Here is a 15,109-nt window from a genome sequence, read left to right on the forward strand (position 1 = left end):
GAGGATCGCTCAGGAAATCGGCATGGGATGCTGGACTGGAAAGCGGAATCTCTAAAACCAAACTTGCACGATTTCAACGTGATTTAGGCTTAACGGTAAAAAAAACGGGCTGTTGGTAAAAAAAACAGGACTTTTGGGAAATCCTGCGTATATCTTTTATAGAAGGGATTCGGTGAAGATATGCGGAAACAAATTTTAGGGTTGGCCCTGCGTTATCGGGGGGAATGGGAAAAGATCACGGAAGGACTGAAACAGGGAGAGAAACCACCCTGCCCAGCGATTGCCGCTCCGTATGTGACCTGGGCGGACGCGGAGTATCCGGCGTTGCTGCGGCAGCTGCGCTTTCCGCCCTGGATTTTGTTTTACCAGGGGAATCTGGCGCTAGCCGATCTGCCGGCAACGGGGATCGTCGGTTCCCGACGGGCCTGCCGCTATGGCTTAACGATGACGGAACGCTGCTGCGGAGCGTTAAAGGACGAAGTGATCGTCAGCGGGCTGGCGCTGGGGATTGACGGGGCAGCCCACCGGGCAGCCTTGCGGTTATGCCGGGGCACGATCGGAATCGCCGGCTGCGGACTGGATCGGCCCTATCCGGCGTATAACCGTGATTTATATACGGAACTGCCGAAAGCCAATCTGCTGCTGAGCGAATATCCGCCCCAGACGCCGCCGCTGAAGCATCACTTTCCATGGCGCAACCGGCTGATCGCCGCGCTGAGCGACCGGATCGTCGTCATGCAGGCGGGATTTCACAGCGGCACAATGCTGACGGTCAACGAAGCGATCGAGCTGAACCGGGAGGTCTGGTGTCTGCCCTATCCCGCAATGAATAAGGAAGGCGAGGGCTGCAACCTGCTGATCAGTCAGGGCGCGGAAATTCTAATGGAGCCCTCCCAGCTGACGCGGACGCCGCAGGAACGACGTCAAGCCTGTAAAAACCGTGTTAAAACCATGAAATTTTAAAAAGACATTTGTAATTTCCTTGAAGTTATGGCAATATAGGTTATTGGAACTGAGAAGGACTCAGTAGTAAGGAGGATGACGATGAAAAATTTAGTCATTGTCGAGTCGCCGTCAAAATCAAAAACAATCGAAAAATACTTGGGTAAGGATTACGAAGTAGTTTCCTCCAAGGGACATATCCGCGATCTGGCCATTAAAGGAAAGGATGGCCTGGGCGTTGACGTCAACGACAATTTCAAAGCAACCTACAGCATCAGCGATGATAAAAAAGAGACCGTCAAAGAATTGAAAGCCAAGGCGAAGAAAGCCGATCAAGTCTATCTGGCAACCGACCCCGACCGCGAAGGGGAAGCGATTTCCTGGCATTTAGCCAGCGAATTAAAGCTGGACGTCGACCAGGACAACCGCGTCGTGTTCAACGAAATCACCAAGGACGCGGTGCTGCAGGCGTTTGATCATCCGCGCAAGATCGATATGGACCTCGTCCATTCCCAGGAAACTCGCCGGATTCTCGACCGGATCATCGGCTTTAAGCTGTCCAAGCTGCTCAAATCCAAAATTCGAAGCAAGTCGGCCGGCCGCGTGCAGTCGGTCGCATTAAAGCTGATCGTCGAGCGGGAAAAAGAAATCAAAGCGTTCGTGCCGGAAGAATACTGGACGCTGGACGCCAAGTTCAAAGAGGACGATAAGGAATTCAGCGCGGCGTTAGCCAAGATTCAGGGCAAGAAGGCGGAGATTAAAAATAAGGAACAGGCTGACGAGGCACTGGCCGCCTGCCAGGGACCAATGACCGTGACCGCGTTAAAGAAGCAGGTCCGCAAAAAGGAAGCCAAGCCGCCGTTAATCACCTCGACGCTGCAGCAGGAAGCGTCCACCAAGCTGAGCTTTTCCGCCAAGAAGACGATGCAGGTCGCGCAGAAGCTGTACGAAGGCGTCGAACTGGAAGATCACAGCGAAGGTCTGATCACCTATATGCGTACCGACTCCACGCGGTTAAGCAACGTCTTTATTGAAGCTGCGCACGATTTTATTGTCGGTCGCTTCGGTAAGGAATACTGGGGTAAGTACAAGATTAAAAATGATGAAAATTCACAGGATGCGCATGAAGCAATCCGTCCGACAAATCTGGAAAACGAGCCGGACAAGGTGAAGAAATACTTAACGCCGGATCAGTACAAGCTCTACAAACTGATTTATGCCCGCGCCGTGGCTTCGTTAATGGCGCCGAGCAAATCCAACACCGTCAGCGTTGTCCTGTCGATCAACGGCTACGACTTCAATGCCAGCGGCACGCAGTTGGCGTTCGACGGTTATTTAAAAATGGTTTCCGACTATGAGTCCAGCAAGGACGTGCTGCTTCCGGATCTCAGCGAAGGCCAGCAATGCACGCCGGTTTCACTGCTGGGTAATCAGCACTTTACGGAACCGCCGCTGCGGTATTCTGAAGCCCGGCTGATCAAGGAAATGGAAGAGGAGGGCATCGGCCGTCCGTCGACCTATTCGATGATCATCGACACGATCCAGCAACGCGGTTACGTCGAATTGAAGAAAGCCAGCGAATCGAGCAAGACGAAAGTCTTTTTCCCGACTGAACAGGGTGAGCTGACCTCGCAGAAGCTGGAAGAATTCTTCAACGAGATCATCAACGTCCGCTATACGGCGAACATGGAAACCGAGCTGGATGAAATCGCCGAGGGCGGGCGTGATCACGTACAGTCGCTGAAGGAGTTCTATGATAAATTTGAACCGTTGGTCGACAACGCCTATCAAAATATGGAAAAGATGGAACCGGAAAAAATCGGTGAGCTCTGTCCGGATTGCGGCGGCGAGTTAGTCATCCGTCAGGGCCGCTTCGGCAAGTTCATCAGCTGCCTGAACTATCCGCAATGCAAATACACGCGCAAAATCGAAGCGCCGGAAAAAGAAAAACCGGAGCCGACCGGCAAAATCTGTCCGGAATGCGGCGGTGAGCTGCTCAAGCGCAAAAGCCGCTACGGCAACTATTTCCTGGGCTGTTCCAATTTCCCGAAGTGCCGGCATATTGAAAATATCGAAGGCGAGAAGAAACCAACCTTCCGCCGGAAAGGGAAGAAAAAGGATGACGAGTAGGGTAACGGTCGTTGGCGCGGGGCTGGCGGGCTGCGAGGCGGCCTGGCAGCTGGCGCAGCGGGGCATCGCGGTGACGTTAGTCGAAATGCGGCCGGAAAAAATGACGCCGGCGCACAAGACCGGCAAGTTTGCCGAGCTGGTCTGTTCCAACTCGCTGCGCTCCGACGCTCTGACCAACGCCGTCGGGGTGCTGAAAGCGGAAATGCGGCGGCTGGATTCCGTCATCATGAGCGTTGCGGATCAATACAAAGTGCCGGCCGGCAGTGCGCTGGCGGTCGACCGCGAAGCGTTTTCGGAAGCGGTGACGGAAAAAGTCAGCGGCCATCCGTTAATTGAAGTCGTTCATCGCGAGGTGACGGAAATTCCGGAAGGTCCGTGCATCATCGCCAGCGGCCCGCTGACCAGCGACGCGCTGGGCCGGCAGATTCAGGCGTTTTTCGATCAGGAATCGTTTTACTTTTACGATGCGGCCGCGCCGATCATCGACAAGGACAGCATCGACTTTACTCAAGCCTATTACAAGTCCCGCTACGATAAGGGCGAGGCGGATTACATTAACTGTCCGATGGACAAAGCTCAGTTTGAGGCGTTTTACGACGCCTTGATCCACGCGGAAAGCGCGCCTGTCCACGAACATGAAAAAGAGATTTATTTTGAAGGCTGCATGCCGTTTGAGGAAATGGCGCGGCGCGGGGAAAAGACCTTGTTGTTTGGCCCGATGAAGCCGGTCGGTCTGGAACGTCCCGACGGCAGCCGGCCTTACGCCGTCGTGCAGCTGCGCCAGGACAACGCCGCCGCGAGTATGTATAACGTCGTCGGCTTCCAGACGCATTTAAAATGGCCGGAACAGCGCCGCATCCTGCGGATGATTCCAGGCCTGGAAAACTGCGAGATCCTGCGCTACGGCGTCATGCACCGCAACAGCTATATCAATTCGCCGCTTTGCCTGCGGCCGACCTACCAGACCGTCAAGCGTGAAGATCTGTTTTTCGCTGGGCAGATGACAGGAGTGGAAGGGTATATCGAATCGGCGGCCAGCGGCTTAAACGCCGGTATCCAATGCGTCCGGCTTGTGCTGGGGTTGACGCCGGAGCCGTTTCCGCAGACGTGCATGATCGGCGCGATGGCGCATTACATCACGCATGCCGACCCGAAGCATTTCCAGCCGATGAACGCGAACTTCGGCATCCTGCCGTTAGTGCAGAAAGTGAAAAAGAGCGAACGCAAGGAAGCGTATGGTATCCAGGCGTTAAACGAGCTGGCGCAGTTTCAGCAGTCGCTGTCATGGAATACGAAGTAACGTCGGAAGAAGCCGCGAAAAAACAGCTGATGAGCGTGGCTGAGGAATTCGTTGAATTCATCGTGGCCCGCCGTAGTGGTTCTCCGGCGACCGCCGACAGCTACGGCCGTGATCTGGAACGCTTCGCGGCTTATCTGGCTGAAAAAAAGATTACGGATTTCAGTCAGGTTGACAAAGCGGTGATGTTTGATTATGTCACGCTTCTGCGCAGCGGTAAAATTACCCGCTGCAAGATCAGCGACAGCTCGTTTTCGCGGATGTTGTCGACGCTGCGGTCCTTTTATCACTATTTAATCCGGTACAAAGGCGTTAAGGTCAACCCGACGCGGGGGCTGCGCGCGCCTAAGCTTAACCGCACGATCCCGGAGTTTCTGACGTTTGATCAGATGATGACGCTGTTCGATTCGTTCGATCTGAACGATCCGGCGGCGCTGCGCAACCGCGCGATTCTGGAAACGATGTATGCCTGCGGACTGCGCGTCAGCGAGGTGTGTTCGCTGACCTTGGCCGAGCTGGATCTCAACGAGCGGATCCTGACGGTGACCGGCAAGGGCGACAAGCAGCGGATCGTGCCGTTTTATAAACGTTTGAGAACACTGCTCACACGGTATCTGCGGGATTCCCGGGCGCTGTATCTCAAAGAGGAGCACGGCTTTGTGTTTGTATCGCAGCGCGGGGCGCCGATCACGCCGCGGGCGGTGCAGCTGATCCTGGCCCAGGCCGGGCAGGATGCGGGACTGAACCAGCCGCTGCATCCCCACATTCTGCGGCATTCGTTTGCGACGCATCTGCTGGACAACGGCGTCGACCTGCGCACAGTCCAGGAACTGCTGGGTCACAGCTCGCTGTCAACGACACAGATTTACACGCATGTGACCGTCGATCGGCTCAAGCAATCGGTGGACGCGGCGCATCCACATTCAAAATCCGTTCTGAAAAAATCGGAAAACTGTTAAAATTAGTTAAAATCAGGCTTAAACAGGGCACTTTTGGATTGCATCCAGGAGTGCCTTATGGTATATTAATACATGGCATCTGCGAATAAAGGGTGCACTACACACATCATGGATTCACTGCTCCGTGCTTGAGCGATCAAGTTGCAGTGTTGGAAGTGATGGAGGATATAACGGAAAGTGAGGAAATTAAAAATGTCAGTTGTATCTATGCGTAAAATGCTCGAAAGCGGCGTTCATTTCGGACACCAGACCCGTCGTTGGGACCCGAAGATGAAACCGTATATCTACACGGCGAAAAACGGCGTCTACATCATCGACTTGGCGAAGACTCAGCAGAAGCTGGACGAAGCGTATGAAGCGATGAAGGCGATTGCGGAAAAGGGCGGCAAGGTTCTGTTTGTCGGCACAAAGAAGCAGGCTCAGAGCGTCGTTCTGGACGAAGCGCTGCGTTCCGGTTCCTTCTATGTCAACCAGCGTTGGCTGGGCGGCATTCTGACGAACTACCGCACGATCCAGAAGCGCATCAAGCGTCTGCTGGAAATTGAAGAAATGGAAGCTTCCGGCTCGATCAATGTTTATCCGAAGAAGGAAGTTGCTCAGATCCGCAAGGAAGCGGCTCGTCTGGAAAACTTCTTAGGCGGCATCAAAGAAATGAAGAAGCTGCCGGATGCGATCTTCGTTGTTGACCCGAAGGAAGAACACAACGCGGTTGCGGAAGCGAAGAAGCTGAACATTCCGGTCTTTGCGATGGTTGACACCAACTGCAATCCGGAAGAAGTCGATTTCCCGATTCCTTCCAACGATGACGCGATTCGTTCAGTGAAGCTGATCATCGGCGTACTGGCGGATGCGATCGTTGAAACCAAGGGCGGTCTGTTAAGCTATGCTTACCAGGAAGACCAGGAAGCCGAAGACATCACGATGAAGGAAGTCATCATCAACGTTGAACAGCAGGCGGAAGAAAATGAACGCCGCCGTCGTCAGAGAAACGAAGAACGCCGTCCGCGCAACAACCGCTACGGTGATAACAAGCGTTTCACACCAAGACGCGAAAACGCAGAAGCCGCCAAGGCTGCGGAAGCGGCTCCGGCTGCCGAAGCGAAACCGGCAGAGGCTGCGAAGGAGGCTGAATAATCATGGCAATTACCGCTGCATTAGTTAAAGAACTGCGCGACAGAACCAGCGCGGGCATGATGGACTGCAAAAAAGCCCTGACCGAATGCGACGGCGACATGGAAGCGGCGATCACATGGCTGCGCGAAAAGGGAATCGCCAAAGCGGCGAAGAAGGCTGGCCGGATTGCGGCTGAAGGTCTGACCCGCGTCGTCACCGATGGCAACCGCGCGTGCCTGATCGAAGTCAACTCGGAAACCGATTTCGTCGCCAAGAACGAACAGTTCCTGGATTTGATCAACACAACGGCTGACGTCATTCTGAAAGCTGCGCCAAAGACGGTGGAAGAAGCGTTAGCGCTGGACGTCAACGGAGTAACGCTGGAAAGCAAGTTCATCGACGCCACGGCGACGATCGGCGAAAAGATCACGCTGCGCCGCTTTGAAATCGTTGAAAAAGCAGACAACGACATTTTTGGAACGTATATGCACATGGGCGGCAAGATCAGCGCCTGTGTGGTCATGAAGAACAGCGACAATGCGGAAGTCGCCAAAGATATGGCGATGCAGGTCGCTTCGATGAGCCCGAGCTATGTTTCCCGCAACCACATGCCGGCGGACGTTGTTGAAAAGGAAAGAACTGTTCAGATGGAAATCATGAAGAACGATGAATCCCTGGCCAACAAGCCGGAAAAAGTGCTGCAGGGCATCGTTGAAGGCCGTCTGAGCAAGTCCTTGCAGGAAATGTGCCTGGTTGACCAGCCGTTCTTCAAGGATCCAAACCAGAAGGTTTCTCAGATCCTGAAGGCTGCGAACACGGAAGTCGAAAGCTTCGTTCGTTACGCTGTCGGCGAAGGTCTGGAAAAGCGCGAAGAAAACTTCGCGGAAGAAGTTGCCAAGCAGATCGGCAAATAAGGAAGTCTAGAAAGCGATTGAGCAATCAGTCGCTTTTTTAGTGTTTCGCAAGTCTTGATCCAATTAAAAATCGTAGGGTAAAATTCAGGTAAACTTTCCTTGATGTTCACGCAGCGTTCGTTTTTCCAGACTATACTAATCTCGTTCATAAATGAGGTGAAACATGAAAAGAAATTATTTTGCGGTACTGCTGGGCTTCAGCTTGATCCTAAGCGGCTGCAGCACCTCCCCCTCCGTGTCCTCAACAGGAATTACGGTATCCCAAACAGAAGCGACGCTCATCCAGCTCGGCGATGATCAGATTCTCATCAACGGCCAGCCTGCTAGCGAAACCGGCGCGGTGCAGCTTTCGCACGATATCGTCTATTATGAAGCCGGTCAGGGTGCTGAATACGGCGAAGGCGGTACGGAAGACGAACACAGCGCGGAAGAAGCGCAGGCGCATACCGTGATCACAATCCGCGAACCGGGAACCTACCGCGTCAGCGGAAAACTCAGCGCCGGCCAGATCGCGATTGATTTAGGCGAGCAGGCCAACGACGATCCCAATGCCGTGGTCAACCTGATTCTTGATCAGGCAGAGATTACCTGTACTGTCGCTCCGGCGATCCTTGTTTACAATGCCTATGAATGCGCAAAAGAGGAAGCGCTCAGTACCGTGGATACCCAGGCGGCCGGGTTTAACCTGATTGTTGCCGACGGAACGGAGAACACTGTTTCAGGCGCGTATGTAGCCAGAATCTACAAGGAAGGCACAACCCAAAAGCTGCATAAGTACGATGGCGCGATCGAATCCAAAGTCTCGCTGAATCTCAGCGGGGAAACCGCAGGTACCGGCACGCTGATCGTCGAAGCGAGCAACGAAGGCATAGAGACTTCCATGCACATGACGATCAACAGCGGCAGCTGGATCATCCATTCCGCTGACGACAGTCTGAATGCCAATGAAGACGGTGTGTCCGTGATCACGATCAACGGCGGAACGGTGCGGTGTAATGCCGGTGCTGGTCAGGAAGGCGACGGCATTGATTCCAACGGCTGGATTGTCATCAACGGCGGCACGGTCATCGCTGCGGCGAATCCGGCGAGTATGGACAGCGGTCTGGATTCCGATAACGGGATTCTGATTCATGGCGGCACGGTGCTGACCAGCGGGAATATGTTTGATGAAGTGGATTCCGCGTCCACGCAGAACGTAATGGTATTCAGCTTCGCTCAGACGCAGAACGCCGGCGGGAAGCTTGTACTTTCTGACAATTCGGGACAGCCGCTGGCCGGCTTCGCTGCCGCCAACGACTACACAGTGCTGGTCTATTCCAGTCCGCAGCTCAGCGAAAAGGACTACACACTTGCCTATGCGGAAACGCTCGAAGGCGAAGACCTCGGCGGCCTGATCGCTCCCGTCACCTCGGCGGAGGGATTGACGGCACTGGGCTATACCGGCACCACCCTGGGCAGGGGCATGGGAATGCGGCCGCAAGGAGGCGAGTTCCCTGAAGGTGAGTTTCCTGAGGGCGAAGGTCCGCAAGGGGAGCTGCCGCAAGGAGACTTCCCGCAAGGGGAACCCCCGGTTGACGAAGCGGACCGCAAAGTAGGATCGCCGGCAGATCAGAAAGAACCGAGGGGCGGCAAACCGGAAGATGGCCGGAGTCCGCAGAACCATGCCGATGTTCCGGCCGGTGAGCTGAACGCTGCGTTTACGGTTCAGTCTGCCATCGCAATGTTCTCCGGAATTCAGGCTCTGACGGAAGAATAAGAGAAGGACGGCGCAAGCCGTCTTTTCGGCTGTTCCACGGCCGGGAGAAGCACCGTTTGTTTTGCGATAGAAATGAAAGACACAACAAATCCGGAAGATTGTCAACAAATTTTGCGTTCTGCTTTTCAAACTGCAGGAAATCGCCTACAATAAAGATAAGCAGGAAAAATAAAAATTGCGGACAGAGATTTGAAAAGAGGATGTAAATCGCTGTTTTGCGACATACACTTCTATGCGGGAGCGCGATTCTTTAAATTTGATGAACTTGGCGTCAGACTCTAGGAAAACACAGGCGAATATGATAAAATAACGACTGAAAAAGAAGCAATCACAGAATTTATTTCTGATGAAAAAGGAGAGATAACTATGTACAAGCGCATCCTGCTCAAACTCAGCGGAGAAGCTCTGTCCGGACAAGGAACCAATTTCGATCCCGAAATTCTGAAATCGCTGGCCAGCCAGATCAAGGAAATTCAGGATCTGGGTGTTGAAATTGCGATCGTCGTCGGCGGGGGCAACTTCATCCGCGGCAAAATGGCGGAAAAAATGGGAATTGAGCGTGTTCAGGCCGACTACATGGGCATGTTGGCAACGGTCATCAACGCGCTGGCGATTCAGAGTTCGCTGGAACAGATCGAAGTGCCGACACGCGTGCAGACCGCGATTGAGATGAACAAGGTCGCCGAACCGTTTATTGCCCGCCGGGCGATCCGGCATCTGGAAAAGGGCCGTGTCGTGATTTTTGGCGCCGGCACCGGCAGTCCGTTCTTCTCGACCGATACGACTGCGGCGCTGCGGGCTTCCGAAATTAAAGCGGACGTTATTCTGATGGCGAAAAACGGCGTTGACGGCGTGTATTCCGCGGATCCGAAGCTGGATCCCAACGCAGTTAAATATGACCGCCTGACGTACATGGATCTGATTCAGAAGGGACTGGCGGTCATGGACACGACTGCGACTTCCATGTGTATGGACAACCACATCGACCTGATCGTCTTCAATATGAATCAGGAAGGCAACATCAAGCGCGCCGTCATGGGCGAAAGCATCGGCACTATCGTAGAATAAACAGGGAGGAATCATACGATGATGAAAGAAATACTGGATAACAGCCGTTCTAAAATGCAGAAAGCGATCGACACGTTCAGCGAACATCTGGAAACCATCCGCACCGGCCGCGCCAACGCCGGCATGCTTGCGGGGGTGGAAGCCGATTACTACGGCTGCCCGACGCCGATCAATCAGATCAGCTCAATCACCGTGGTAGAAGGCCGCCAGCTGGTCGTCAAGCCTTATGACTCCAGTTCGTTAAAAGCGATCGAACATGCGATCAACAAGTCGGATCTGGGATTAAATCCGCAGAACGACGGTTCCGTCATCCGCATTAATGTTCCGGCTCTGACGGAAGAAACCCGCAAGGAATTATGCAAGAAGGTTTCCAAGCTGTCGGAAGAAGCGAAGATCGCGGTCCGCAACCTGCGCCGGGATGCGAATGAAATCGCGAAGAAAGACGACACGCTGACGGAAGACGCAGAAAAAGAATGTCTTGAAAAGATTCAGAAGCTGACGGATGAAATGATAAAGAAAGTCGATTCCGTCGCGGCTGAAAAAGAAAAAGAAATTATGACAGTGTAACGGCAAAGCTCACCTTGTAGTGAGCTTCTTTGATAAGGAGCAACGGTATGGAAGAAAAAATTAGACATGTAGCGATTATTATGGACGGCAACGGACGCTGGGCGAAGAAGCAGGGCAAGGTCCGCACGGCCGGTCATTACCAGGGCGTGGAAAACGTGCGCAACATTGCGATCGCCGCCAACGATCTGGGAGTGGAAGTGCTGACAGTGTTCGCCTTTTCGACGGAGAACTGGAAACGGCCGGAGGAAGAAGTCAGCTATCTGATGAAGCTGCCGTCGGTCTTCTTTAAACGGTTCCTTAAGGAACTGATGGAAAAGAACATCCGGATCACGATGATCGGTGAAATGGATCAGATCCCGAAGGAGACCGCCAAGGTGCTCCAGGCGGCGATCGACGATACGAAGGCCAATACCGGCATGATCCTGAACTTCGCGATGAATTACGGCGGCCGGCGGGAAATTGTGTTAGCCGCCCAGGCGTATGCCCGCGACGTGCGCGACGGCAAGGCCAGCGACACGATCAGCGATGAGCAGTTCGGCCAGTATTTGATGGGCGCGCAGTTTCCGCCGCTGGATCTGTTGATCCGCACCAGCGGGGAATACCGGATTTCCAATTTCCTGCTTTGGGAAATCGCGTATGCCGAAATGATCTTTGTCGATGAAGCCTGGCCGGATTTTACACCGGAGCTGCTCAAGCAATGTCTGGATCAGTTTAAGCAGCGTGACCGGCGGTTTGGAGGCGTCAAGTGAAACAGCGCATCCTGACGGCGGCGCTGATCATCGCGGTCGTTTTGCCGCCGTTAATTCTGGGCGGGGTGCTGATCGATCTGTTGATGCTGTTCTGTCTGGTCACGGGGGCGTATGAAATCACGCATTGTCTGAGGACGCCGCGGAAAAATGGATTGATGATCGCGATGATCGCGGTCATGATCGGTTTGGCGTTAGTCAGTCCGGAGTGGCTGGGGGCCGGTCTGGCGCTGACGCTGGTGCTGCTGTTTGCGGCGGCCATAGCGGATCCGCAGCTGAATCTGAACGATATCACGCTGGTTTTCGCGATGCTGACGGTGTTCGTCATGGCTGTGCGTTCGATCATTTCGATTTATGACCGGAACTCATGGCTGATGATGTATGTGATTCTGGCGACCTATCTGACCGATACCGGTGCATACTTCTGCGGTTATTTCTTCGGCAAGCATAAGCTGATCGAACGGATTTCCCCAAAGAAGACGGTTGAAGGCGCGATCGGCGGCTGGCTGTGCGGGACGGCGGGAGCGTTTATCTTCGCGCTGGCGCTGCTGCCGGAGCTGCCATTGGGATTGGCCTTGTTTGGAGCGGCGACGATGGCGGTTGTCGGACAGCTGGGCGATCTGGCGTTCAGCCTGATCAAGCGGCATGTCGGAATCAAGGACTTCGGTTCGTTCCTTCCCGGCCACGGGGGAATTTTGGACCGGATCGACAGCTTACTGTTTAACTTATTGTATTTTACGCTGATTTTAGCGATGGTGGTGTAATATGAAACGTTGTTGTGTATTGGGCGTGACCGGCTCGATCGGTGTGCAGACGGTCGATGTCTGCACGGCGCATCCCGAAGCCTTTCAAATCACGTCGATCGGCGCGGGCCGCAACATCCCGCAGCTGAAAAAACTGATCGCGCAGCTGCCGCAGTTAAAGGCGGTCTGCGTGCAGGAGGAAGCGGATTGTCAGCGCCTGGCGCAGGAATATCCTGATCTGGAATGGGTCTGGGGAGAAACCGGGCTGCTGCGCTTAAGCGAACGCGACGATTACGACGTGCTGGTCAACGCGCTGGTCGGCTTTGTCGGCCTGAAGCCGACGCTGCAGGCGATTGAAGCGGGTCACGATATCGCGTTGGCGAATAAGGAAACGCTGGTCGTGGCCGGAGCCTTTGTCAACGCCGCCTGCCATAAGCATCACGTGACGCTGCTGCCGATCGACAGCGAGCATTCCGCGATTTTCCAATGTTTGCAGGGCAGCCGCAGAGAACAGCTGAGCCGGCTGATCATCACGGCCTCCGGCGGCAGCTTCCGCGATAAGACGCGCGAAGAACTGCGGGGGGTGACCGTCGCTCAGGCGCTGGCGCATCCGAACTGGTCGATGGGTGCTAAAATTACGATCGACAGCGCGACGATGATGAACAAGGGGTTTGAGGTCATTGAAGCGCACTGGCTGTTCGACGTCGATTTTGATCATATCGACGTGCTGATTCATAAAGAAAGCGTAATCCATTCGCTGGTCGAATATCAGGATCACGCTGTGATCGCCCAGCTGGGCACGGCCGACATGCGGCTGCCGATTCAGTATGCCCTGAGCTACCCTGAACGGCTGGAGTTGTTCAACAGTCAGCCGCTGGATCTGGCCGCGATCGGAACACTGCATTTTGCCCCTGCCGATTTTGCCCGCTATCCGCTTTTGGGGTTAGCGTATGAAGCAGGAAGGAAACAAGGAACGATGCCGGCGGTGATGAATGCCGCCAATGAGGAAGCCAACGTTGCATTCCGTGAGGGGAAAATTTCATTTTTAGACATTGAGGAGCTGGTGATCGACGCCTGCCGCACACTCGCTTTCACGGAAACACCATCCCTGGATGCGATTTTTGAGGCGGACCGCCAGGCCCGTGAATTTGTGAAATCACATCTGAAAGGAGCCTAAGCAATGGCAATTTTGTATTTTATCATCCTGCTTTCCGTCATTATCATCGTGCATGAATGCGGCCATCTGATCGCCGCGAAGTGTTTCCATGTTTATTGCGGAGAGTTTTCAATCGGTATGGGGCCGAAGCTGTGGGCCTGGAAGGGCAAGGAAACGACCTTCACGCTGCGCGCGCTGCCGATCGGCGGTTACGTCGCGATGGCGGGCGAGGAAGGCAGCGAGTTTGAAGGCGTGCCGCATGAGCGGACGATCAAGGGCGTGTCGCATTGGAAGCAGATCATCATCATGCTTGCGGGCGTGATCATGAACTTCGTGCTGGCCTGGCTGATCTTCGCTTCAATCATCCTGATCAACGGCAGCTACAACATCGCGCCCAAAGCGGTGGTCGGCGGCGTGGTCGAAGGATCGCCGGCGGAAGCTGCAGGCTTTGCGCAAGGCGATGTGATCACCAAGGTCGTGTTCGCCGACGGGACTGTCGTCAAGCCGTCTAACTTTTATGAAATCCTGACGTATTCGATGGACAATACCGATCCGGTGACCTACACGCTGAAGCGCGGCGATGAAACGCTTGAGAAAACGGTGACGCCGGTGTATAACGAACAAGAACAATCGTGGCTGGTCGGAATCAAGATTCCGCCGGCGACGCAGGTCAAGACCACGCTGCTCAACAGCGGTTATTACGGCGCTCAGTATATGGGACAGACCGTGAAGGAATTGGTCACCGCCCTGACCCGCTTGGTCAAGGGGATCGGCTTTGAAGATCTGTCCGGACCGGTCGGGATTTATCAGGTGACTGAGCAGCAGGCCAGTCTGGGATTACAGAACTACATTCTGCTGATCGCGCTGTTGTCGCTGAACGTCGGTGTCTTCAACCTGCTGCCGCTGCCGATCTTAGACGGCGGACGGATTCTGCTGGTGATCGTTGAGATGATTATCGGCAAGCCGTTGAATCAAAAGCTGGAAGCCGGAATCACGGCGGTCGGCGTCGCGCTGGTGCTGCTTTTGATGGTCTACGTCACCTGGCAGGATCTGATGCGGTTGTTTATCTGATAGCTTCATTTCCTCAAAGGCGAGGAAGGCATAGAAATAAACAGGAGGAACGAACATGAGTATTTTAGTCACAGGCGGCACCGGCTTCATCGGCAGCCACACAACGGTGGAACTGATCAACGCCGGCTACGACGTTGTCATCATCGACAACCTGGTCAATTCCTGCAAAGGCGTGATCGACCGGATCGAGAAGATCACAGGCAAGCGTCCGCGCTTTTATGAAAACGATCTGTTGGACAAAGCCGCGGTCGAAAAGGTGTTTGAAGAAAATGAGATCGAAGCGGTCATCCATTTCGCCGGTTTAAAAGCGGTGGGGGAATCGGTGACGATTCCGCTGACGTATTATCATAACAACCTGACCGGCACGCTGATTCTGTGCGAGGTCATGAAGGCGCATAACTGCAAGAAGATCGTATTCTCGTCCAGCGCCACGGTCTACGGCGATCCGCACAAAGTGCCGATTACAGAGGATTTCCCGTTGTCGACGACCAATCCGTACGGATCGACGAAGCTGATGATCGAACGGATCTTAAGCGACGTGTTCGTTTCCGATACGGAATGGAGCATTATGCTGCTGCGCTACTTCAATCCGATCGGCGCACATAAGAGCGGACTGCTGGGAGAAACGCCAAACGGTATTCCGAACA

At 54.2% G+C, this 15,109-nt stretch carries 14 protein-coding genes; all 14 read left to right on the forward strand.

Annotation, left to right across the window (positions count from 1 at the left end):
- Positions 1-180: 180 nt before the first annotated feature.
- Positions 181-963: a DNA-processing protein DprA gene (gene dprA / locus HOLDEFILI_RS12685; RefSeq protein ID WP_006060147.1), complete on the forward strand. Its 783-nt coding sequence runs from the start codon at positions 181-183 to the stop codon at positions 961-963.
- A gap of 81 nt (positions 964-1,044) precedes the next feature.
- Positions 1,045-3,072: a type I DNA topoisomerase gene (gene topA, locus HOLDEFILI_RS12690; protein ID WP_039865010.1), complete on the forward strand. Its 2,028-nt coding sequence runs from the start codon at positions 1,045-1,047 to the stop codon at positions 3,070-3,072.
- Complete coding sequence (gene trmFO, locus HOLDEFILI_RS12695) at positions 3,062-4,372, forward strand: methylenetetrahydrofolate--tRNA-(uracil(54)-C(5))-methyltransferase (FADH(2)-oxidizing) TrmFO (protein ID WP_006060149.1); 1,311 nt, start codon at positions 3,062-3,064, stop codon at positions 4,370-4,372. Before topA ends, trmFO begins: the two co-directional genes overlap by 11 nt.
- Positions 4,357-5,328: a site-specific tyrosine recombinase/integron integrase gene (gene xerA, locus HOLDEFILI_RS12700; RefSeq protein WP_006060150.1), complete on the forward strand. Its 972-nt coding sequence runs from the start codon at positions 4,357-4,359 to the stop codon at positions 5,326-5,328. The genes trmFO and xerA overlap by 16 nt, the downstream gene beginning before the upstream one ends.
- Positions 5,329-5,520: 192 nt before the next feature.
- Positions 5,521-6,462 carry a 30S ribosomal protein S2 gene (rpsB, locus tag HOLDEFILI_RS12705; protein ID WP_039865011.1) on the forward strand — a complete coding sequence of 314 codons (942 nt, stop codon included), beginning with the start codon at positions 5,521-5,523 and terminating at the stop codon, positions 6,460-6,462.
- A gap of 2 nt (positions 6,463-6,464) precedes the next feature.
- The gene (gene tsf, locus HOLDEFILI_RS12710) at positions 6,465-7,355 is read left to right on the forward strand and encodes a translation elongation factor Ts (RefSeq protein ID WP_006060152.1); all 891 of its coding nucleotides are present in this window, start codon (positions 6,465-6,467) and stop codon (positions 7,353-7,355) included.
- Between the two features lie 163 nt (positions 7,356-7,518).
- The gene (locus tag HOLDEFILI_RS12715) at positions 7,519-9,111 is read left to right on the forward strand and encodes a carbohydrate-binding domain-containing protein (RefSeq protein WP_006060153.1); all 1,593 of its coding nucleotides are present in this window, start codon (positions 7,519-7,521) and stop codon (positions 9,109-9,111) included.
- A 366-nt stretch (positions 9,112-9,477) separates the two neighbouring features.
- Positions 9,478-10,179, forward strand: a complete 702-nt coding sequence (pyrH, locus tag HOLDEFILI_RS12720) for a UMP kinase (protein ID WP_006060154.1) — start codon at positions 9,478-9,480, stop codon at positions 10,177-10,179.
- 18 nt (positions 10,180-10,197) lie between these two features.
- A complete protein-coding gene (gene frr, locus HOLDEFILI_RS12725; protein WP_006060155.1) occupies positions 10,198-10,746 on the forward strand; it encodes a ribosome recycling factor in 549 nt (182 codons plus the stop codon).
- A 47-nt stretch (positions 10,747-10,793) separates the two neighbouring features.
- Positions 10,794-11,495, forward strand: a complete 702-nt coding sequence (locus HOLDEFILI_RS12730; RefSeq protein ID WP_006060156.1) for an isoprenyl transferase — start codon at positions 10,794-10,796, stop codon at positions 11,493-11,495.
- The gene (locus HOLDEFILI_RS12735) at positions 11,492-12,256 is read left to right on the forward strand and encodes a phosphatidate cytidylyltransferase (RefSeq protein ID WP_006060157.1); all 765 of its coding nucleotides are present in this window, start codon (positions 11,492-11,494) and stop codon (positions 12,254-12,256) included. The genes HOLDEFILI_RS12730 and HOLDEFILI_RS12735 overlap by 4 nt, the downstream gene beginning before the upstream one ends.
- A 1-nt stretch (position 12,257) precedes the next feature.
- Complete coding sequence (locus HOLDEFILI_RS12740; protein ID WP_006060158.1) at positions 12,258-13,412, forward strand: 1-deoxy-D-xylulose-5-phosphate reductoisomerase; 1,155 nt, start codon at positions 12,258-12,260, stop codon at positions 13,410-13,412.
- 3 nt (positions 13,413-13,415) lie between these two features.
- Complete coding sequence (rseP, locus tag HOLDEFILI_RS12745) at positions 13,416-14,462, forward strand: RIP metalloprotease RseP (RefSeq protein ID WP_006060159.1); 1,047 nt, start codon at positions 13,416-13,418, stop codon at positions 14,460-14,462.
- A 55-nt stretch (positions 14,463-14,517) separates the two neighbouring features.
- On the forward strand, positions 14,518-15,109 hold a 592-nt coding region (gene galE / locus HOLDEFILI_RS12750; RefSeq protein ID WP_006060160.1), incomplete at its 3' end, for a UDP-glucose 4-epimerase GalE.

It is taken from the genome of Holdemania filiformis DSM 12042 (assembly GCF_000157995.1).
Classification (GTDB): Bacteria; Bacillota_I; Bacilli_A; order Erysipelotrichales; family Erysipelotrichaceae; genus Holdemania; species Holdemania filiformis.